The organism is Maridesulfovibrio frigidus DSM 17176 (assembly GCF_000711735.1).
GTDB classification, from domain to species: Bacteria; Desulfobacterota; Desulfovibrionia; order Desulfovibrionales; family Desulfovibrionaceae; genus Maridesulfovibrio; species Maridesulfovibrio frigidus.
This window is the reverse complement of record NZ_JONL01000002.1, coordinates 165,768-186,933: the sequence shown is the minus strand read 5'-3', so window position 1 is coordinate 186,933 and position 21,166 is coordinate 165,768. Positions and strand designations below refer to the sequence as shown.

General features: G+C 43.2%; 17 protein-coding genes. 4 read left to right on the top strand and 13 right to left on the bottom strand.

Translation table 11 applies throughout. From position 1 onward, the window contains the following. Position 1: 1 nt before the first annotated feature. From mraY to BR06_RS0105050, 7 genes are all read right to left on the bottom strand, one after another. Complete coding sequence (gene mraY / locus BR06_RS0105080; RefSeq protein ID WP_031480768.1) at positions 2 to 1,078, bottom strand: phospho-N-acetylmuramoyl-pentapeptide-transferase; 1,077 nt, start codon at positions 1,076 to 1,078, stop codon at positions 2 to 4. Beyond that, on the bottom strand, positions 1,075 to 2,466 hold the full coding sequence (locus BR06_RS0105075) for a UDP-N-acetylmuramoyl-tripeptide--D-alanyl-D-alanine ligase (protein WP_031480766.1): 1,392 nt from the start codon (positions 2,464 to 2,466) through the stop codon (positions 1,075 to 1,077). Before BR06_RS0105075 ends, mraY begins: the two co-directional genes overlap by 4 nt. Next, on the bottom strand, positions 2,463 to 3,920 hold the full coding sequence (locus BR06_RS0105070) for a UDP-N-acetylmuramoyl-L-alanyl-D-glutamate--2,6-diaminopimelate ligase (protein ID WP_031480764.1): 1,458 nt from the start codon (positions 3,918 to 3,920) through the stop codon (positions 2,463 to 2,465). The genes BR06_RS0105075 and BR06_RS0105070 overlap by 4 nt, the downstream gene beginning before the upstream one ends. A gap of 9 nt (positions 3,921 to 3,929) precedes the next feature. Continuing rightward, complete coding sequence (locus BR06_RS0105065; protein ID WP_031480762.1) at positions 3,930 to 5,876, bottom strand: penicillin-binding transpeptidase domain-containing protein; 1,947 nt, start codon at positions 5,874 to 5,876, stop codon at positions 3,930 to 3,932. A gap of 30 nt (positions 5,877 to 5,906) precedes the next feature. Beyond that, on the bottom strand, positions 5,907 to 6,197 hold the full coding sequence (locus tag BR06_RS0105060; protein WP_031480760.1) for a hypothetical protein: 291 nt from the start codon (positions 6,195 to 6,197) through the stop codon (positions 5,907 to 5,909). A gap of 7 nt (positions 6,198 to 6,204) precedes the next feature. Next, positions 6,205 to 7,179 carry a 16S rRNA (cytosine(1402)-N(4))-methyltransferase RsmH gene (gene rsmH / locus BR06_RS0105055; protein ID WP_031480758.1) on the bottom strand — a complete coding sequence of 325 codons (975 nt, stop codon included), beginning with the start codon at positions 7,177 to 7,179 and terminating at the stop codon, positions 6,205 to 6,207. Between the two features lie 120 nt (positions 7,180 to 7,299). Beyond that, positions 7,300 to 7,749, bottom strand: coding sequence for a division/cell wall cluster transcriptional repressor MraZ (locus BR06_RS0105050; RefSeq protein WP_031480756.1), 450 nt, complete (start codon positions 7,747 to 7,749; stop codon positions 7,300 to 7,302). A gap of 431 nt (positions 7,750 to 8,180) precedes the next feature. Between BR06_RS0105050 and BR06_RS0105040 the strand changes: the two genes are divergently transcribed. After that, on the top strand, positions 8,181 to 9,194 hold the full coding sequence (locus BR06_RS0105040; protein WP_031480754.1) for an HD-GYP domain-containing protein: 1,014 nt from the start codon (positions 8,181 to 8,183) through the stop codon (positions 9,192 to 9,194). Positions 9,195 to 9,288: 94 nt separating this feature from the next. On the opposite strand, the gene BR06_RS0105035 is transcribed toward BR06_RS0105040, so the two are convergent. Both BR06_RS0105035 and BR06_RS0105030 read right to left on the bottom strand, forming a co-directional pair. After that, positions 9,289 to 9,774: a CBS domain-containing protein gene (locus BR06_RS0105035; protein WP_031480752.1), complete on the bottom strand. Its 486-nt coding sequence runs from the start codon at positions 9,772 to 9,774 to the stop codon at positions 9,289 to 9,291. A 207-nt stretch (positions 9,775 to 9,981) separates the two neighbouring features. Continuing rightward, on the bottom strand, positions 9,982 to 10,782 hold the full coding sequence (locus BR06_RS0105030) for an EFR1 family ferrodoxin (RefSeq protein WP_031480750.1): 801 nt from the start codon (positions 10,780 to 10,782) through the stop codon (positions 9,982 to 9,984). A 128-nt stretch (positions 10,783 to 10,910) separates the two neighbouring features. Between BR06_RS0105030 and BR06_RS0105025 the strand changes: the two genes are divergently transcribed. Continuing rightward, positions 10,911 to 11,501, top strand: a complete 591-nt coding sequence (locus tag BR06_RS0105025) for a TetR/AcrR family transcriptional regulator (protein WP_031480748.1) — start codon at positions 10,911 to 10,913, stop codon at positions 11,499 to 11,501. 9 nt (positions 11,502 to 11,510) lie between these two features. Here the strand turns inward: BR06_RS0105025 and BR06_RS0105020 are convergent, their stop codons facing one another. From BR06_RS0105020 to rlmD, 3 genes are all read right to left on the bottom strand, one after another. Beyond that, the gene (locus BR06_RS0105020) at positions 11,511 to 12,755 is read right to left on the bottom strand and encodes an HD domain-containing protein (protein WP_031480746.1); all 1,245 of its coding nucleotides are present in this window, start codon (positions 12,753 to 12,755) and stop codon (positions 11,511 to 11,513) included. Between the two features lie 28 nt (positions 12,756 to 12,783). Next, positions 12,784 to 16,755: a class I adenylate cyclase gene (locus BR06_RS0105015; protein WP_051676932.1), complete on the bottom strand. Its 3,972-nt coding sequence runs from the start codon at positions 16,753 to 16,755 to the stop codon at positions 12,784 to 12,786. A gap of 74 nt (positions 16,756 to 16,829) precedes the next feature. Next, positions 16,830 to 18,233 carry a 23S rRNA (uracil(1939)-C(5))-methyltransferase RlmD gene (rlmD, locus tag BR06_RS0105010; RefSeq protein ID WP_031480742.1) on the bottom strand — a complete coding sequence of 468 codons (1,404 nt, stop codon included), beginning with the start codon at positions 18,231 to 18,233 and terminating at the stop codon, positions 16,830 to 16,832. Positions 18,234 to 18,272: 39 nt separating this feature from the next. Here rlmD and BR06_RS0105005 point away from each other — a divergent pair, with 39 nt between their 5' ends. Then, the gene (locus BR06_RS0105005) at positions 18,273 to 18,581 is read left to right on the top strand and encodes a hypothetical protein (RefSeq protein WP_031480740.1); all 309 of its coding nucleotides are present in this window, start codon (positions 18,273 to 18,275) and stop codon (positions 18,579 to 18,581) included. A 93-nt stretch (positions 18,582 to 18,674) separates the two neighbouring features. Further along, positions 18,675 to 19,439 (top strand): septal ring lytic transglycosylase RlpA family protein, encoded by a 765-nt coding sequence (locus BR06_RS0105000; protein ID WP_031480738.1) that lies wholly within the window; start codon positions 18,675 to 18,677, stop codon positions 19,437 to 19,439. Here the strand turns inward: BR06_RS0105000 and BR06_RS0104995 are convergent. After that, the gene (locus BR06_RS0104995; protein ID WP_031480736.1) at positions 19,426 to 20,901 is read right to left on the bottom strand and encodes a B12-binding domain-containing radical SAM protein; all 1,476 of its coding nucleotides are present in this window, start codon (positions 20,899 to 20,901) and stop codon (positions 19,426 to 19,428) included. The genes BR06_RS0105000 and BR06_RS0104995 overlap by 14 nt on opposite strands. Positions 20,902 to 21,166 lie beyond the last annotated feature (265 nt).

Below are 21,166 nucleotides of genomic sequence, written 5' to 3'. Positions count from 1 at the left end.
TCTACCTGAGTTTCAATGTGCTTAAAGCCATTAGAGCCATTAATATCGAAAGAATCCAAAATCTTATAACTATCTTTGATTCAGGAATGCCCTTGTGCTCAAAATGATGATGGAGCGGGGCCATACGGAAAATTCTTTTCCCGCCACTGAATTTGAAATAACCGACCTGTAAAATTACTGAGAGAGTTTCGAAGACGAACACTCCACCTACGATGGTCAGTAGCAGCTCCTGCTTTGCGAGTACCGCGATGAATCCTAAGACTCCGCCAATACTGAGCGAACCTACATCACCCATGAAAATCTGAGCGGGGTAGGCGTTGTACCAGAGGAATCCGAGTCCGGCCCCCACTAATGCTCCGCAAAAAACGGTTACTTCGCCAACTCCCGGAACGTGGGTTACATTCAGGTAACTTGCTATTCCTGCATGTCCGGCAACATAAATGAAAAGTGTAAAACAGCTCGCCCCGACAATTGAGGGTCCGATGGCTAGGCCATCAAGTCCGTCTGTCAGGTTCACTCCGTTGGATGATCCGATAAGAACTAATAACGCGAACGGTAGATAGAACCAGCCGATATCGGGAGTTATATTCTTAAAAAACGGAACAGAAAGCTCAGTAGAATATGCGGGTTGCATGATAAGTAGTGATACTGCAATCCCCGCAACCAGCAATTGTCCTATCAGCTTTGCAATGGCTGAAAGCCCTTTATTATGCTTTCTGACAACCTTGATGTAATCATCGACAAAGCCCACTGCGCCAAATCCTGTAAACACGAAAATTGTTAGCCAGACATAAATATTTGTAAGGTCCGCCCATAGCAGGGTGGAAACCAATACTCCGAATCCAAGTAGCAGGCCGCCCATTGTAGGGGTTCCGGCTTTGCACTGGTGGTCGGGGCCATCTTCCTGAATGTACTGTCCGCATTTAATTTTCTGCAGCCAGCGCATAAACATAGGGCCAAGCACTATGGTAATAATAAGAGCCGTAAGCATGGCGTATATGGATCTGAATGTGATGTACCTGAATACATTCAGTGCGCTAATTTGTGCGCTCAGGGGGACTAGAAAATGATAGATCATGCGTTTCTCCCTCCGGTCTCCCCAGTGACCTCGTTATTAAGTGCGTGGAAATAATTTTCCATGCGGCAGGATCTTGACCCTTTAAAAAGAACCACCGCATTATTTAATCTAAGTTCATGCATTCCGTTCAAAAATTCAGAAGGCTGTCTAACTGGAACAAAAGTGGAGCCATTGGTTGTAGATGCAACATCATCATAATGGCTGCCAAAGTAGAAAGTTACGTCAGGCTTAATTGCAGCGATTTTTTCACCGAGCTCGCAGTGAGCTTTTGCCGCGTCGTCACCAAGTTCAAGCATGTCACCAAGCACTAGAACCAGAGGTCTTTCCCCGGATATCTGGTTCGCCGTGTCGATGGCCTTGTTCATGGAAAGTGGATTCGCATTATATGTGTCGTCTATGAGCGTCCATTTTCCGTGAGTGTGGCAGTGAAATCTTTGTTTAGGTAGCTCTACAGTTTTTAATCTGTCAGCTATTTCCTCTAATCCTAGTCCGAGCAAAGAAGCCGCGCATGTGACAGCTGCTGCGTTCTCTGCGAAATGTGAACCGCAGGTCGGTAGCAGTGTTTCAGCTTTCGCGTCTTCGGCCTTGAGTAAGAAGCGTCCTTTTCCGTCAGGCATAGCTTCAAGCAGTTCACTGAAATATGGTGCGCTTGAATCTTCAGACGAAAACGGAGTCGGGTTTGTAATTTCAGATGCCGCATTCCAAAGCTGTTCGTGATCCTTACAACAGAGAGCTCTACCGCCCGGCTGTATGTAATTGAAAAGAGAAGCCTTTGCGCAAGCAACGTTTTCCATTGAACCTAAACCTTCAAGGTGAGCAGGTCCGATGTTATGGATTATTGCCATGTCAGGTTCGGCAATCACACCAAGTTCGTCCATATCACCCGGTAAGCTGATTCCAAGTTCCATGACCCAGAAGTCTTCGTCCCCTGTTGCAGCCAGCATGGACATAGGTAGTCCTATCTGGTTGTTCAGGTTCATAAAATTTTTGTGAACGGAATATTGGCCGCCAAGAACATGCGCGAGCATTTCCTTCACGGTAGTTTTTCCAGCTGATCCTGTCACAGCTATCATTTTAGCTTTTGCACGAGTCCGCCAGTATGCGGCAAGCTTGCCAAGAGCCTGAACGGTATTCCTGACCATGATCACAGGTTTATCTTCTAGCTCGGGTAGAAACTGCGACGCCACAACTGCTGCTGCTCCGGCCTTAAGAGCCTGATCCGCAAAATTATGACCATCGTAATTATCACCTTCAATACAAAAGAAAACATCACCTTTACCTACTAGCCTGCTGTCTATGCGCACGGCTGAGATCTGTGTGTCTTTTGCATTGGGGAAATCGCTGCCCCCTTTGAGCTGCTCTTCAAGTTCAGATATAGTTAGTTTCAACTGAATATCTCCTTGATTGCCAAGCTGACTTCCTGCACATCGCTAAAGTCCCGTTTATCTGTTCCTATTATCTGATATGTCTCATGCCCTTTTCCGGCTATGAGGAGCACATCCTTATTGGTCATTTCTCCTACAGCTTTTCGAATGGCTGTAGCTCTGTCTGGTTCTTCAATGAAAAGTGGACATCCCTTCATACCGGGACGGACATCATTGATAATCTCAAGAGGATCTTCGGTCCTTGGATTGTCAGAAGTGAGAACCGCCACGTCGGAATATTTGCACGCGGCTTCTGCCATAAGAGGGCGTTTAGCCTTATCTCTGTCACCGCCACAGCCGAAAACTGTGATGATGCGTTTGAAATTTAGATCTTCCAGAGTCTTCAGCACGTTTTCAAGAGCGTCAGGAGTATGTGCATAGTCCACAAAGACGTCTAAGCCTTTCTTATTCTGGACTCGCTCAAGTCGCCCGGGAACGCCCTTAAATGAGACTTTTTTCATGTCCGCAGGCTTAAGTCCGAGGTGCAGTCCTACAGCTTGAGCTGTGAGTAAGTTTGACCCATTATGGTTACCAATCAAGTCGGTCTTGATTTCCCATGTCTCGGCACCGTAGGTCATTTTCAGGACCATTCCTTTTCCTGTGCAGGAGAGCATCTCTCCGCAAAGGTTGTTGCCGCTGAGATCTTTTGGGTCAGACATTCCAAACCCGATAGAAGGGGTGTGGGATGTAAGCAGGCGCTTTCCGTAAGGATCATCAAAATTAATGATTCCGCACTTGCCTGCCTTCGGGAAATAATTGAACAGCAGAGATTTGGCCTCGAAATATGATTCCATATCACCGTGATAATCTAGATGATCCTGAGTGACATTGGTCAGAATGGCTGCGTCAAAGTCCAGCCCTGCAACGCGTTTCTGATCGAGCGCATGAGACGAAACTTCCATAACCATGACATCTACATCTGCTGCGTCCATTTTTGAAAGCATTTCGTGCAACTGCCAGCAGCCGGGAGTTGTGAGAGGAGCTTCCTGCTCGTGTCCGGGCCAGCGGTAACTGATAGTTCCGATGACTCCAACTTTCATTCCTGCGGAAGTAAGTAGCTGCTCGATAAGATACGAGACAGTGGTTTTGCCGTTCGTACCTGTCAGGCCGATAACTTTTACTTTGCAGTTGTCGGTCTTGAAATAGGCAATAGCAAGCTCAACCAGTGCTTCACGTGGATCAGAATGTATAATCAGTTCTGCGGAATCAGTTGAAATTTGTGTGGCGCAGACAATATATGCTGCTCCGTTCTTAATGGCTTGTGGAACAAAATCCGTCCCATTGCACGTAGGGCCAGAGATCGCGACAAAAACATCGCCATCGCTAACTTCCCGTGAATCGGTACGAACCATCAGCCCAGCTCGAACTTTATCGAGGAGCTTGTTCCATTTTGTTATGTCCATAGTAATGTCTGACATTTTAGCCTTTTAAGATAACCAAAGAACTATTTCAGCGTTTTCTTCTTCAGGCCATTTCTCGCCTGCTTCAGGAACCTGTTTGATTATAGTCATTCCCTGGCCTTTCAGTTTGGGAATGAATCCTCTCTTCACCATTATTTCAACAGCCCTGCGAATGGGCATTCCTTTTACATTTGGTACTGTTTCGCTTGAAACAGATGTCTGCGCAGAATTTGCTCTTACCGCTTTTTTCGGCATTTCAGAGTTGGACGTCAGACTTGCAGACATTACCGGAACTGAATTCTGCTTTTCAGGCAGTTTGCCATAGTAAGCGAGTGTTTCAGTCATCACGGTTTTAACTACCGGAGCGGCAACGACTCCGCCGTAATGATTCGGCTGAGGACCATCGACCATTACAACCACGAGATATTCGGGGTTATACCCCGGAACCATGCCTACAAATGAGGCTAGGTACTGGTCGCCGTATCCGCCTTTTACCGCTTTCTGAGCTGTACCCGTTTTACCTGCGACGGTGGTCCCGCTGATTCTTGAACGGGTCCCTGTTCCGTCTTCTTGTACAACCTCGCGCATCATGGAGAGAACTTTCTCTGCCACATCCGCACTGAAAATTCTTTTTGGTGCTTCCTCTTCTTCTTCTCTTGGCAGCTGGACCAGTCTAAGAGGTTTTGCAACTCCTTTATTAGCAAGACATAGATATGCTTTTGCCATTTGCAGAGCTGTAATTCCTATTCCCTGTCCGAAAGCTCCAGCGGCAAGATCAATTTCGTTCCACTGTGCGGCGGGGCGGATTGATCCTACTCTGTCTCCTGGAAGCGGAAGACCTGTTTTGCTTCCAAAACCTATGTCGGTCAGGAACTTGTGGTAATTTTGTACTCCAAGTTCAAGTCCTATTTTTGCTGACCCGATATTACTTGAATATCTGAGCACTTTATGTGCGGGAAGCCAGCCGTACTTATGCGTGTCTTTTATGTAGTTGCCGTTCAGCTTCCATCTTCCGTTTTCACAGTCGATGAGTTTTTCGGGAGTAATAACTCCGTGTTTTAAAGCTGCTGCGATCAAAAATGGTTTCATTGTTGATCCCGGCTCTACTACGTCAATTGCTGCACGGTTTCTCCACGTTTTAGGAGAACTTGTGCGAAAAATATTCGGGTTGAACCTAGGGCAGTTGGCAAGTGCGAGTATATCTCCCGTAGCCACTTCCACAACAATCGCCGTGCCCCATTTCGCATTGTACTTTTTGATTGAATCAACCAATGCGTTTTCTGTTACTGATTGCAGGTGCGAATCAATGGTCAGGTGAACGTCTTTCCCTCTGATGTCCATTTCGCGGCCAAGCTCATCCAGATAAAGTCTGCGGCCTGATGCGTCCCTTTGAACTACAAATTGCGCCTTGCGTCCTGCTAGGCGGTCATTGAATTCTTTTTCCAGTCCTTCAAGGCCCTTTCCGTCGATCCCTGCAAAACCGAGCAGCTGTCCTGCTAAGTGATTATTGGGGTATAATCTGACGAATTCTGTGGTCAGGTATACTCCCGGTAAATCCGCTTTTTTGATTTTGCGGGCGGTTCTGTCATCGAGCTGTCTTTTAATCCAGATAAAATTAGATTTCTTAGATAATTTCTTTCTAAGATTGGCCTTCGAAATTCCGAGTATCTTAGAAAGTTTAGCTGTAGTTCCAGAAACGTCAGTTACTTTTACCGGACGGATATAGAGAGATGAAGCATCTACGCTGGTGGCAAGCATATTGCCGTTGCGGTCAAATATGTCTCCGCGTTCACCGCGTTCAAGTTCCGCAGCCAGGTGCTGACGTAATGCAAGGCGTGAAAGATCCGCTCCTTTGTAGAGCTGCAACCATGCTGCTCTGCCAAGAAGGGTCGTCCATACAAGGGCGAAAAGAACCATGACGAAGAGCAGCTTATTTTTGCTCGACTTCAGGCTTTCTTTTTTCCTTTTTGCCACGTCCTCGGCTCCTGTTTCTTTTTACCGTTGTTACTTCTTTAAATCCCCGCGATCCCTTCTAATCTGCCCCTGTGACGCGGGTCCGAATCCGTATTTCTTTGCTAATTCTCTAAGTCTCATGGGTGAGATAAGGTTGTTTTTTTCAACCTCAAGCTTACTTTCCAGAGCTTCCTGTTCGTTCAGTTTCTTTTCCATTCGTCTTAAATCATAAGCTTTGTCGACGCGTTCTATGTTCAGCCAGACAGATACCAGCCCTAGGAGAAGTGCTGCAACCATTGTCGTAGCCAGAGCTAGGGCTATTCCTTTCGAATCCTCTTTCATGACGGACTCACTTGGTATCCTGTGACCTTTCAGCCACCCTTAGTTTCGCACTACGGCTGCGCGGATTTCCTTCCATCTCTTCTTCAGTAGGAAGGAGAGGTTTTTTGGTCAGCAATGTAAGCCGCTGTTCATTTCCACATGTACACATAGGCTGCATGGGAGGGCACGTGCAGGATTGTGATTGGTCCCTGAAAGATCTTTTAACGATTCTATCTTCCAATGAATGGAAGGATATAACCGCTATTCTCGCGCCCGGATTCAGTCTTTCAGTAATTCTGTGCAAGAACATTTTTAGCTCTTCAAGCTCAGAATTGACAGCTATGCGCAGTCCCTGAAAGGTCTTTGTCGCCGGATGTGTCCGGGATAAAGCTTTCCTTTTGGCCGGATAGGTTTTCGAAACGATAGCAGCCAGTTCTAATGTCGTAGTTATCTTTTTGATTTCTCTGGCAGCAATGATTGCGCTGGCGATTTTTGAGCCCAAAGGTTCTTCGCCATATAGTTTAAAAATTCTGTTTAGGTCAGAGTGGGACCCTTTATTTACAATGCTTGAGGCAGGAGGCATTCCTCCTGACGGGTCCATTCGCATGTCCAAAGGACCGTCTTTAGCAAAGCTGAAGCCTCTGTCCGCATGGTCTAGATGCAGAGAGGATACACCAAGGTCTAAAATAGCTCCGTCAATCTTATCCCAGCCCATTTCGTTAAGGGCGATTTCAAACTTGCTAAAGGCCAAGTGAAATCTGTGCGCCCTGTCTCCGAAAGGAGCCAGTCGTATTTTTGCAAGCTCGAGTGCCTGCTCGTCTCGGTCGAGTCCTACTAACTGGGCGCCTTCGCCGGCTTTTTCCAGAATAGCACTGGAATGGCCGCCCATACCCAAAGTTCCGTCAAGGTATAAACCGCCCGGCTTAGGAGCGATCCATTCGATGATTTCGTTAAGTAGAACCGAGGTGTGAACCTTTGCAGGGTTCGTAGTATTTGTTTCCATAATGTCCTGATCCAATGTTTGTTCGGGGGGGAACGGTTTGAATCTTTTGGTGGCTTTTGGAAATTAAAATTTCAAAATTATAAAGAGACTATGTTCAACAGTGGGGCGATTAAGCGATATCTAGAACGGGAGTTCTGCTCCGTTCGCGGATATTTCGTCGTAGACATCGTCAAATTCTTGTTCAAGCAGCTTCTCGTAAGCTATCTTGTCCCAGACTTCGAATCTGTCTCCGACACCAGCTAGAACAATGTCTTTGCCCAGCTTGCCGCTTTTTCGCAAATGGGAGGGGATGGTGATTCGACCCTGTTTATCAAGGTGAACTTTTTCAGAACCGGAAATGATGATACGGATGAAGTTTCTAAGACTTCGGCTTGGATTCTTGATCTTTGCAAGATTTTCTTCCAGAATAGCCCAGTCAGGAGGAGTGAAACCAACAATGTTTCCTTCAAAAATAGTTAGAGTCACGACACCATCCGCAGAATCAGTATAAACCTGATCCCGGAATTCTGGCGTAAGCATGAGTCTGCCTTTGGCATCCATGCTCCGATGTGCGTGACTTGTAAACTTCATCCTTCTACCACCTAATTACACAGTTCTCCCACCAATTCCCCCCGTCTACCCACCTGTGTGTGAAAATAGGGAAAAAGTCAATAGCGCTTTCTAAATTTTAGGGTACTCTATTCAGCGTATTCAGGCGTATTCAGGCGTTATAGATAGGCCTAACAGTTTAAATATATGGACTTTAGAAAACTTAATTTAAGCAAAAAAAAAGTTACGTTTTTTTTAATAATAATGGATAAAAAAATGATCTTAAGTGAGTTGGTCTTCACGAATATAAATATGGATGTTATGGTCTACCATAATATAGAGCAGTCTAGATGAGATGAGTGAATGCTCCTGTTCTCGTTTTTGTTTTTTGGAAAAATTAATCAAAATAGATTTTTGAACTGTATATAAGTCAACATTACGGCAGGTTATCCCGCTTTGGAGAACATGAAGGTATGAACGCAAAATCTAAGATGGAAGTTCCTGAAAGTTTGAACGATGAGTTTTATCAGATAAGTGCTGATATCATTCAAAGTTTTAATAAGTTTAGACCTCCGCTTAATATTTTCGTCTTTAAGGAAGAGGTCGGTCGCATTGCCCCTTATTATAAAGTTGGCGAAAGGCTTAGCAAGGAACAGATTGATGAACTAGCCGGTCTGGTGAAAGAAGGGCTCATTTTTGTTTCCCGCGTGGACCACGTCGTTTATGTTAAACATATCGCTTATCAGCTTGATTTGGTCCTTGTTGACCGAAATTTGAAAGAGAGTGAAATCGCGGATATTTTCCTCGAAGCTCTGACCATGCGCATGGATGAATTTTTGGATCAGCCTATTCCCATTGTAAAGCAAAAACTCTGGGAGGATCTAATGGTTCTTACTGAGTACCTATGGGGCGATGTATATAGAATTAAGGCTTTGGCTAAACGTCTTCATAAAGACCATTCCCTAGCAAAGCATAGCGTAAATTGCGGAATACTCGGACTGGCAATATTCATTAGAATGAAGTTTGATGCTTTTGCGGATAAAGCTATTACGAGAAATCACTTTAACAGACTTACTGTAGGGCTGTTTATTCATGATTTAGGTATGAGCAAAATACCTGCTTTCATTAGAGAAAAGCCAAAACCGCTCACCACTGATGAGCGTACTAAAATTGATAAACATCCCTTGGTGGGATATGAAATGCTTAGTAAGCTTGATCTCAAATATAAAGAGATTGAGGCTTGCGTAATTGAGCATCACGAGCGCGTAAACGGGAAAGGATATCCGCAGAAAAAGAAGGATAAAGATATTACTCAGATCGGCAGAATTTGCGGGGCTGTGGATTCGTTTTGTTCCATGATTACGAAGCGTCCTTATGCTGAATCAATTGATATTGAGAAGGCCGCATCTTTGATTTCGCAGGATGCAAAGTATGATCCTAATGTGACTAAGCATATTTTGGCTTGGGCCATGACAGTGAAACAGTAATAAATAGCTTTCATGAAAAAAGCCCGGATTCTCGTATGAGAGTCCGGGCTTTTATTTTGTGTAATCAGCTGTTTAATTTGTAATCAGGCAGAAGCTAAAACTGAGTGACGAGATCGCGGGTAAGTTCGCGGTATACATCATTGATTAGAACAACTCCGATGATTTTTCCGCCTTCTTGAACAAGTGCCCATGAGCGTTTCTTTTTGCGGAAAACTTCCAGAACCACCAGCATGGGGTCCGTGGGTTTCAGTATAGGAGCGTCAGTTTCGATATGGTCATCAAGGGAGCTATGGCAACAAGCTGTTCCTGCTCTTTTGAATGCACGATCCCAGTCTGTGTCTTCGGTCAATTTCAGATCATCATCTTTCAGAACAATGTCTTCGACAGCTTTTAACATGGTCCATATAGAAGCAACGCCTTTAAGTGCGCCTCTTTTGGTTTTAACTACGACAACATTATTGTCAGGGGCAGTTTTCATGCTGTCCCGAAGTATTCTGATAGTTTCGGCAAGGCTGGCAGATTCATCAACAGTCGCGAAGTCTTCGCGCATCATATCCCAGGCTCTTTTTCTTAGAAGCATTAGCAATCTCCTTCGCAAAGCAGTTGTTATTAAGTATAGCTCTATTTTTTGTTTTATACGTTAAAAACAACTTAAAGCATATAGTAACCCTTTCCGTAAAGAGGGCTAAGGGCGAATCTTAGTCAAAATATTTCAGAACCTCATAGCATAATTCCAGCCCCGGCAGTATTTCCATAGAGTGCTGACCTATATGATAGCGATGATTGATTACAAAAAATATTCTGGTTTTTTTGGCTCTTTGTAAAGGCTATTAAGTCTCTTTGAGGCGTCTTTTACTAGGCCTTCTTTTATTGATCTGGCTTTTTGTGGACAGCTCTTGATACAGGCACAACACGAGATGCACATTTCATGGTTAATTACCGCACTATTTTCTGAATCGATAGCACCAACAGGGCATATCTCTGCGCAAACTCCACATTGTAAGCATTCGTTATTTATCGCAATAAAATCAACATCCCATAAAGTTGAACTTCCTCTATATGGATCAATTCCCGGCACATCAATTTCTGAAATTTGCGAAATTGATGAATAGCATTCCAATTTTTCACGTATCTTTTGTCCAAACAGTTCAGCATGATTTAAATCATTTTTGTCAGGACGTCCGTGTGCCGTTGGTGTTTCGGAACTGGAGAATGAGTGCTCTCCTATATATGCTGCGCCCCCGATGGCTTTGCATCCACATTTTGTTACAATATTTTTTAGCTCAAGCAGAGCATCATCATATACTCGGTTCCCATAGACAACAACGCAGATAGTGGGGGTGTTGTCAGCTTGAATTGAATTTAACCATTCAAGTAATAATGCCGGAACTCTTCCCATATAAACCGGGACTGCAATTACAAGAAGTTCATTTTCAGATGTCAGTAATGGTTGATCTCTGACTATTGGTTTCGTGATATCAATTAATTCTATGTTACTTGGATTAATACCATTTGCGATGCTTTGGACAACCGCTTTTGTTGTTCCGGTTGGTGAAAAATATACTAATTTAGCTGATTCTATTTTCATTGTTTACTCCATCAATTGTGTGACTCTGTCGGTCATTTAGGGTTGTTTCGTTACTGTTCGTAACGAAACTTGCTAAAACTTGTCAAGTGTGTGAAAAAGGCAAGTAGAAAAATTACAGAGGTGAAAATATGGTGAAGGCAAAAACAGGACGACCCAGAAGCGAGAAGTCGCGGGAGGCTATAATTAATGCCACTCATGATTTGTTAGCAGAAAAAGGCGTGGCAGGGGTGACTATCGAGGCCATTGCAAAACGCGCTGGAGTTGGCAAACCTACAATATACCGCTGGTGGGCCACGTCGGCTGATATCGTGTTGGAAGCGGTGCTCAGTCAGGCCGAAACAAGTATTCCTGTTCCCACTTGTGATTCGCTGGGAGAAGCTCTCCGTCAATTCTTGAGGCAATCAATGCAGTCTATAGCTGATGGCGGTGGCGCGCATCTTCGTTTCCTTATGGCGCAGGCTCAAAAGGATGAAGGTTTTCGCGAGAGGTTTCGGGCTAATTTTGTTGCAAAAAGGCGTGCAGCTTTAGTATCTATTTTCCTAGAGGCAGTGGAAGATGGACAGATCGGCTCTGATCATAATTTGGAAATGGTGGTGGACATGATTTTCGGCGCCATGTGGTATCGTTTGCTTATAGGTCACGCGCCCATGGACAAATCCTTTGCAGATGAGTTGACCCAGATTATTCTCGGAGTAGTTCAGGATAAGGCCAAATTTTAGTTCAAATGCCTAGTCAAAATCTGCGAGCAGCGGTCCTACATGGATTCCTGCCACTACGGGGTTTTCCATATAGCGCTGGCTTATTCGCCAGTATGCTTGATGCAGATGTGCGGAAGTGATTCCATTTTGCAATGAGTTGTATGCCTCTAGAAAAGCGGCCAAATGGTCACATAATTTCAGGAGCTCTCCATCTCTCGGATCGAAAGAGTCCTCATTGTAAAGAGCGTCGAGTTCTTCGGTAGTAACTTTTTGGGCAGCCCCATCTATTATTGCTGCTGATTGAAATTCAGATCCCGTTTCTGCCCCAAGGAAATAACCGAGTCTTGATGCTAAATTTTCATAGCCGTTCTCAATCAAGGGTTTCATTATCCTTGTTTCAAGCTCCTGATCTTCATATTCTTTAATCAAATCTCCGATGGTCGGGTCTGCTTTTTTTACGGGAGAAATAATGTCGCGGGTCAGCAGTTCGGGAAGGTCGTGAAACAGTCCTGCGAAAAAATTATTTTGTCTTCGGGCTGGACAAGCTCCGATCTCAAGGCTGAAGAACCAAGCAAAAGTTCCCACAAGATAAACATGACCCAGAACGGATGTTTCAGGAATTCTGGGAGTTTGTGACCATCTTGTCTGGAATCTAAGTCGTCCGCAAAGGTCCGCGAATCTGCCAAGTGGGGTTGATTCTGAGTTGAGCAGTTCCTGCGTTCCAATCAGGTCTGAATAGCTTTCGAGGCGAGATCTGAAACTTTCTTCAATACCGACAATCTCTTCATCTGGTTGATTCAGGTGCTTGAGAAGTTTGAATTCTGAGTAACTGGCATACATATGCGAAGCCGCTAGAATCCTGTAGGAGAGCGAGGTCTCATCGGGGTTCAAATGGTAAGCTTTGAGCCTTTTCCAGAATTCTTGACCAAGGGGCATCAAGCGCGGGCGCAATTGTTTCAGCACCCATTCTGTCAGCTTTCGGTAATGTTCAGGATTTTCTTTAATGCGGTAGAATACGGGTGGCTTAATGTCTGTGATTACCATTCGGAATAGGTATTCAAAAATACCGCCCTCAACAATATCAGAGCCTAGCTTAACTTTTTCATGTGGTTCTAAGTGCTCACTGTTGAGCGTAAAGAGCATCCACGCTGCGATCATTTTATGAGCTTGCTTATCTATTTCCACAAGCTCCATCGGGCGGAGTTTATCGTTCCAGCGCTTCATAAATGAACCTGAAAATATAAGTTGAAGCAGGCTTTTCCGTATATTGGGCATGTTCGACCTCTTAAGGGGCTGGGTAGTATCAGCTTGTTATAAGGTAGTTATCCGGATTAGTGCCGGAGCTTTTTTTCCCGATGGGTATTTTTAAATATGGGCAGTCTGAATTTTGCGGGACGAATTGTTCCATTTCTGGCTGTTCGCTGCATACATCCCGCATTTCGCTAAGTAGATATTTCGCAGGAGATTCCATCAGCATAGGGGTTATCTTTAGAGGTCTACAAAATATTTCACCCCAATTGGTATTGTAAACGAGGCAAACCTCTTTAACTACATTGCTTTCGCGCGCAATAGATAAGTTCACAATAAAAAATGCTTTTAACATGCGTTCAGGATTTAAAGTCTCCTCAATAGGCGTGTCGAAAGTGTGCTTCGGAGGGAAAAATTTCTTTAGATCAGCAACGAGAGTCTTTATTTCCCGGTCCCTTACAGGAGCAGAACTGAGATCTGTTTTAAGCTTGATACTAGGATCATAAAGTCCGTTCATCACAAGCCATACAAGTATGGGCGGTAATTTCGGAGCGGACTTAATTTCCGTGATGATATTTCTAGCACCTGTTTCATCAGGGTACTCACCGCTTAGCACCCAGTTCCTAGGATCAGGACGTGAAACAAGGATGTTGGTGAAAAAGTGGGTTTTAGGGCCGGGCAGACTGAGTCTGTTAATTTTATATCGGCGCGGCGTGAAGTTTGCGGAGATTTTACGTCCGAGCTTAGTTAAGTCTTCTGGCGTAATGGATACACTAGAAAGCTTATCCTGTTCCTTTCTGATATGCTGATAAGTGTTCATCATGAAAAGGTTAATCTTTTCACCTAGACTAAGTACTGATTTAAAATCTGTAAGGGATTGAAATTCTTGTTTTCCTGATTCAATTGTAGGCTTTGATATATTCTCTGTGAATTCTATAAGCTCTTTTTCCTCAGGGCGGGTAGGAGTGTGCTCTGCATCTTTCCCGTTTAGAAGTCCGCATTTAAGGCGCAGGGCCATGGCTGTAAGCCATGCGTTCTCGAATTTCCCTTGTCTGTTGTAGAAAACAGCAAGTTCTTGATACATCAGCATGTAAGGGTCAATACGTATCAAGTCACGTTCGCCTTCGATTATGTTCTTCTTGATTGTTTCACACAATAGCGGAACTCTGCTCCCTGATGTATACCTTTCCAGAAGGCCAAACTTCATAATGGATTTGAATGGACTTTTCACACCCTTTACAATCTGCCATAAGGACGCTCCGAAAAACTCTTCACCGGGGATGACTGGAACGTTGCCAAGGTCAACCGCAAAATCTTTGCCCTTCAGCACGGAAACTTTCTTTTTTGTTGCCAGGTAAAGCTTGTCGTTTGCCTCAACCGGAGAGAACCACCAGAGGGGAGGTTTACCGGCTATGAGCAATGCTGATCGGTAGAATTCTTCTTTGAGAATGGCTCCCTGAGCAGAGCCGGAACTTTCCGCATCACTTATCCCAAAGTTGTTCTCTTTTATCTCTTTGATGTCCATGAGGAAGAAGTGAGCTTCAATGGAATATTCTTTCATAGCCCAATCTTCTATGCGGGTCAGCTTGTAATTAAGTTTCTTTCTGTCCTCAGCTGAATTATGCGAGAAGTCACAGCATACCCAGCAGTCGAGGTCTGAGGAAGATGTCTGCGCGATAGTCCCTATGCTTCCTATTGAAAGAAGAGCTTCAATTGGAACGAAATTTTCTGCGAGGGGTTCTTCCTCTATGCCATGGAAAAGTGTTTCCAGAGCTAGCGTCAGGTTTGGTGGCGGGGTATATGCAGAAATTTGGGAAGCCATCGACTTCTCTTCAAATTTGAGAGCTTTTTCAAATGCATTAGTATGTAAAATCAGGGGCAATATTTCAAAGAAAAATTTGCCTTTTGAATCAAGTTTATCAAGAGCCCAGTTCGTGCGCCGAAAATTGTTCTCAGAGAATTTTTCATAGCTGTGGTTGATATCTTTTACAGCGAACCACCTTTTTATTGCTTTGTAAATCAGCGCTCGGTCCGACTCATCAAGTTTTGAAATTCCAGAGTTCTTTTTCTTAAGTTTTTCTCTTTTTGCGAGGCGAGCGGTCAGTGTTTTGTCCATAGAAGTAAGCACTTCCGGTGCATCTGTGGATGAATTAAGAGCCTGACACTCTTTTGTGGAGCAATTAGTAAAAGAGCAGTTTTTGATTTCTGTGTTATTAAATAGGGCAGCAGCAAAGTCGCAGCTAGTGAAAGATACTCCCTTTATTAATCCCCGGAAAAAATGCGTTTCGCGGAAGTCTGCGATATTGAATGTGCTCGATTGAATTTGTGATCTGCAAAAAAAAGATCCAGCAGTAGTTGTAGCCTTAAATTCGGAGTTTTTAATGCGACATAAAAAAAGAGTCGCTGAGTCAAAGTGGCTTGTTTCGAATTTACAGCCATTCAATTTTGTGTCGTAAAGAACTGTTTTGTCGAATGAACATCCTGTGAATGAGCAATCTTTGAATTCACATTCAGTGAAAACAGCTTCCCCGAATGAGCATGAGTCAAATGTGCATCTGACAAAGCTACAGCTTTCGAATGTTGAATTTCTAAAATCGGCTGCATTGAAAGTTGATGTCTGAAAAGTAAGTTTGCTTGCTAAACTTTTCCAGCGGTTAAGTTTGTGCAACCGCTGATTTGATATCTGGGCGTTAGTATAGACATCCGGAGATGAGTCAGAACTTTCCTCATCTGGAGAGCCAAAAATTCTATTGAGCCCCTTGGTCACCTGACTTTTTTCCAGGTTTAGAACAATAGGCGCGCCAAGTTTTATGAAGTCCAGCCCCGGGACCTCTTTGCCTTCAGGAGAAACGGGTTTAGCCGGAGGCAAAGGGGTGTCTGACCTTATGGCCTTTGCAATGGTTTCGCTAAGCTGTTTGTGTTTCTTGCCTCGGTGCCCTTTCATTGTAGAGGATAAATTTTGGCCGAAACAGTGCGAGTCTTCCTCGCAAAGGGTGGAGAACAGTGCGGAAATGACAGGTGCATGGAAATGATCAGAAATTTTCGACATGAAAATCGTAAAATTATCACTGTTTAGCTTAGGGAGTCTGTTGATTATCTCCGCACGTATTTTAGGAGCATTGTTAAAAAGCTCTGCAAAGATGCTTCCTTTTTGGCTGGCTGCATATTTTGCGATGATGTTAAGGGCTGCTTTACTAAGAGCCTGTGTAGGTGATTTTGCGAGTGGGATAATCTCTTTTAAGAGAGATTTGTCAATGGATTCGGCTAATCTTGATATGGATATAAGAATTTTTTCCATAACCAGAGGGTCCATTGATTGCAAATGCAACGCAATGTCAGACACAAGCTCGTGGTCAGGATAAGAAGGGATTGATTGTGCGTAAAAGCCTATTTTTTCTAAAGACTCAGGGTTAATTAACTCTTCGCGGCACTTGGTTCCATAATTGCCGGACATGAAATTTTCTAAAGTGAAAAAAGTCATTTGCCCTTTGCTGGTGCCATTGTCTTTGAAAAAAAGAGCAGTACTTTCCGGGTCAAGTGCAGCTGCACTTGTGATCACGTGCTTTGCTACATTAATTCGTTCTGGAATATTGTCGTAATTAAGAGCAATCATTCTATCTGCCACTGCAACGAGAGACAGATTTGTCTGGCGTTTAAACCAGTCTTTGACTCTCGAAAGAGGCATTAGCTTATTGCACAGAATATCCGCCGCAAGAGTATTGCCAAGCAGCCCTAAATTGCAAAGAGCATCTAGGCATATGTCCGCAGCGGAATCGTTTTCTTTAGAAGATGAAGGAGACGAGGAAACCGTAGTGCTTGATTGTGCTGCTTCTAGTGACTTTGTAGCAAGTCCATAAAATAGCACAGAAAATTTAGCTTCGCGGGGAGATGATAATGTTTCTCCTGCTGCAATGAATCGTGGCTCAATCTTGGCGCGCAGGTCGTGAAGTTGTCTTTCTTCCGGCGGGTATAGATTAAGGCGGCGTAACTCTCTAAGTAGAGTGTCTTGTTTTTCCGTTTCATCCATAAGAGTAATTAATCACGGAATCCTGATTAAGTTCAGGATTCCGTGATGGTAGAGTTGTTGTTTCTCGAATTGTGTCAGCTTTTAGCGTGTCTAGTCAACAAAGCAATGCACTCAACGTGGGAAGTATGTGGAAACATATCAACTGAGGTGAATTCAGTAAGCTTGTATTTACCTTCGAGTCTTTCAGCGTCGCGGGCAAGAGTAGAGGGGTTACAAGAAACGTATACGATCTTTTTTGGAGCAAGAGAAAGTATGCGGTCTAGTGTTGGAGACGGCAGGCCGCTTCTAGGCGGATCTAATACGATAATGTCAGCGCTTGGAAGTTCCATAGGAACGCCGTCTTTGTCAGCGAGGTTCGCCGCAATGAACTGGCAATTTTCAATGCTGTTAAGTTCTGCATTTTCTCTTGCTGACATGATGGATTCTTTTGAAAGCTCAAATCCGATAACTTTTTTCGCAGAGCGGGCCATGAACAGTCCGATTCCACCTGATCCGCAAAATAGATCGTAAACGACATCATCTGTGGTTGGATCAGCCATATCAAGACATTTCTGGTAGAGCACTTCCGCTCCGACAGTATTGGTCTGGAAGAAAGCGTTCGGTGTGATTTTGTAACTGACCGGATTATCATCTCTTTTATTTAGGGCTTCAGTGATAAACTGCTTGCCGGTAAGAGATATAAGACGCTCGCCGGAAGCAATGTCCGGTCTGCCGATACGTGTAGAGTGAGCAAAGGATATAAGCTCAGGCACTTCTGCGGAAAGAAGCTCTTGCAATCCTGGAATGGCATGGTGAGTTTTAGAAGGAGCGGTAATGACGTGAATCAATATCTTGCCGGTGTCGTGCGATGCACGGACAACGAGCTTTCTCCAGTAACCACCTTTGCCATGTCTATGTGTGCCGATTTTGCTTTTAATACAGTATGCCTGAACAAGTTCAGAAATCTTTGCACATGATTCAGGAAGTAGCGGACATGAGCCTACGCTGACGACTTCAGTTTCAGAACCGCGTCTTTTAAATCCAATTTTCAGAGCATCGCCATATCCCTCAAAAGAAAAGTCCATCCGGTTACGGTAAGCTTTTTCGAGAGGTGATGGCAGGGTGTCTTCGCCCATGCCTTTTGTTTCTTTGGAAATTTTACCAATTCTTTCAAATGTTTCACAGACCTGACGGCCTTTCCACATAACCTGTGCAGAGTATGCCATGTCCTGATGCATACAGCCACCGCATGTTCCGAAATGTTCACAGAACGGGGTGACGTCGTCTTTAGAAGGTGTAATGACATCAAGTCGTTTGGCGATGGCAAATCTTTTTTTGAGTTTTGTGATTTCACAACTCAAAACCTGTCCGGGGACGGCATGGTTAACAAAGATAGTTAACCCGTCTAGACGCGCAATGCCTTGTCCACCGAAAGCTAAAGATTCAATCTCGACTTCTATTGTATCGCCCTTAACAAGGGTATTCGTTTTATTACTCATATTTGACAGTTCTCCTTGAGCCAAGGTATATTCCTGCTCATGATTGATAAAGCAACCGCTCTTGAGTCGGTGCTGCGGAAGTTAAAAAAGCTTCCCGTAGGGCACTGCATAGACCTGCGAACATACAAACGCAACCGTTCTTTGCTCATTCTACATCATATAGATGAAGAGTTCACTATATTTGAGGATGGTTATGAAGTATTAGAACACAAAACAACGTTAAAAACGGTGCGTAAGTTGTTGAAAAATTTATTTAAGCGTGAATTTCCGCGAAGCAACAAAATTAGAATGTATGATCTTGGCGAATTTAACGAAACAATGCGTGAAAGAGAGATGAAGAAATTATAATTTTCCCATGCCCGCTTGCAATGAACGCTAATACTTAATAAAGGTATAGTGCTGTAGCACAAGACTATACATATCATACGGTAGGAGATTTTTATGTTTAAACGATTTTTATTGGTACAATTCGTATTCACTATTATTTTTGCTGGGTCTGCTTTTGCAGCAGAGCAGACTATGAACAGTACTGTGGCGAGCAAAGCGTCCGCTTCAACAAAAACTAGAGTTATTCCTGCTAACTATAAAGAAGAAGGCGTGGCTTCATGGTATGGCGAAAAGTTTCAAGGTAAGGTCACAGCCAGTGGTGAACCGTATGATATGGATAAATTGACTGCCGCGCATAACTATTTGCCGCTGGGCGTGAAAGTTACGGTAACAAATCTTAGTTCCGGAAAAAGTGTTGCCGTAGTTATTAACGATAGAGGCCCGTTTGTTCCGGACCGTATAATTGATCTTTCCCGCGCAGCCGCTCAAAAGCTCGATTTTCTTGATGCCGGTAAGGCGAATGTCAGCATAGAACCGTATCGTCCTGAAGTAAAAAAAGCACCGACTCCTAAGCCGTCTTCAGACTCAGAGCTGGTTTCAATCGCAATTGCTGCGCCTGTTCAGAAAAATATTTACGGATCTTTTTATATTCAGGTGGGGGCGTACAAAGTAAAAGATAATGCGGATATGCTTATTGGAAGACTCCAAAAGTCAGGCTTCAACAATTCAAGGATTGTAAGAGTTGTGACAGATAGTGCGCAGATTTTCAAAGTTCAGCTAGGTATGTATAAAAGTTTGTCCAGTGCTCGCGCAGCTCATAAAAAAATAGGAAAAGGATTCACTGGAACTTTTATACTAGCGGACGTTATTCAGGATTAAGATCCGATCCCGAATTCTTCAGTAATGCTTCTTTTTTAGAGATAAAAGAAACCAAATATTTTTTTAAGTTTCCTGAATCTAGGTTTTTTATTAAGTATGAGAGGGCCTGTGTATCTACCTTTCTACAGCTATCAAGGGTCTTTTTTATTGTAGCTCTTTCGTCTTCTGAGTTTACTTCTCCTCTCGATTTTGCTTGTAAGGTGTGTAGTTCCTCTTTAAATATAGAATCAAATTGTTCAAAGATTTTTTTTGCTTTTAGAACTTTTTTGTCTTGGTATTCAATATCATATTTTAGAGAGGATATACTTAGTGGTGAGGTCGTGGTGCCTTTTGCAATAATATCGAAATAATATTTGGTTTTTGGCTGCACCCTTAGAGATTTGATTGAGCGCGAGTCAATTCCCATGTCATGGATATGCTCGATAAGTTTAACGCTAGCTTTTAATTCTTCATAATTCATTTGTGGGTCAAATAGTATAAAGCCTGTGTCAACGGTAAATCCCAAGTTCTGCAGTGTTTCAATTGCTTTAAGATTCTCGTTTGGCAACACTCCTTTTTTGTATCGCTTGAGTTGTTCTTCACTGCATGATTCAACTCCTATGAAAACTTCTCGTAGACCTGCTTTTTTCCATTCTTTTAGAGCAACGATTCCTTCTTTGTTAACATCCTTTACTCTGATAGATGCAAAAAAGTTCATTTCATTGGCAATTATACCAGCCTTTTTTTGCTCAACGATTAATTGTGCTAATTTAATCGATCGAGGGTAATCTTCTCCAAAGAAATCTTCATCTGTAAAGTATGGTGAGGTTATTCCTAAATCATTAAGTTTGATAAGTTCAATCAGAATATGGTCTATTGGGAATGGGCGCCATGTAGAGGATCCATATTTTGCTTCAACGCAACAGAAACTACATTTTCCCCATGGACATCCTCTACTTCCTTCTATTCTTGCAATGCCCTGCCGATCGATAACGTCAGAAATGAAATACCGTGCTGCTCCTTTATGTAGAGTAAGATCCTCCTGAAGGCGTTCAGTTTCAACAAGAGATCCGTTCTCGATAAATGCTAAGTTCTTTATTTCTTTTAGAGTAATTTTTTTGTTTTCGAAAGCTTCAACTAAATTTGCTGTTGCCGATTCTCCTTCACCTACGACGCATACTATTTCGGGGAAATCAGCTAGTAGTTCTTCGTAGGCAAAAGTGGGTGTGTTTCCTCCAACGAATACCATTGCGCTAGGGTTCTCCGTCTTGATGATATCCATTTGCTTTTTGAAATAATCATATCTTCCAAGCCCAACACTTAAACCAATTAGATCATATTTTTTGTAAGTCGGAGGAGTTGAAATCTTTTCCCAATACATATCAACGTCGTGTTGCAGCAGCATCGGTTGTAGGCAGCATATTCCAATGGGCTCATTGTATTCTTCTCTGTTGGTGCCTAAATCGAATAGTAGTATTTTCATTTAAATTCTTAAATTTTAGTTATATTCTATATTAAATGGAGGAAGGATAGTTATCAATAGTGATGTTAAAATACGCTTAAATATGTCTATATGAGTTTTTTATTGATATTAAGATAGCAAAGATTTGTTTGTATATTGTTTTAAGTATAACAAGTCAATGCTTGTTTCTTCTGAATAAAATGCAACATTTGGTGTAAAGATTGATTTCACATTCTGCATTTTTTTGATTATTAAAAACAAAAATCCCGCTCTCGAATCGAGGGCG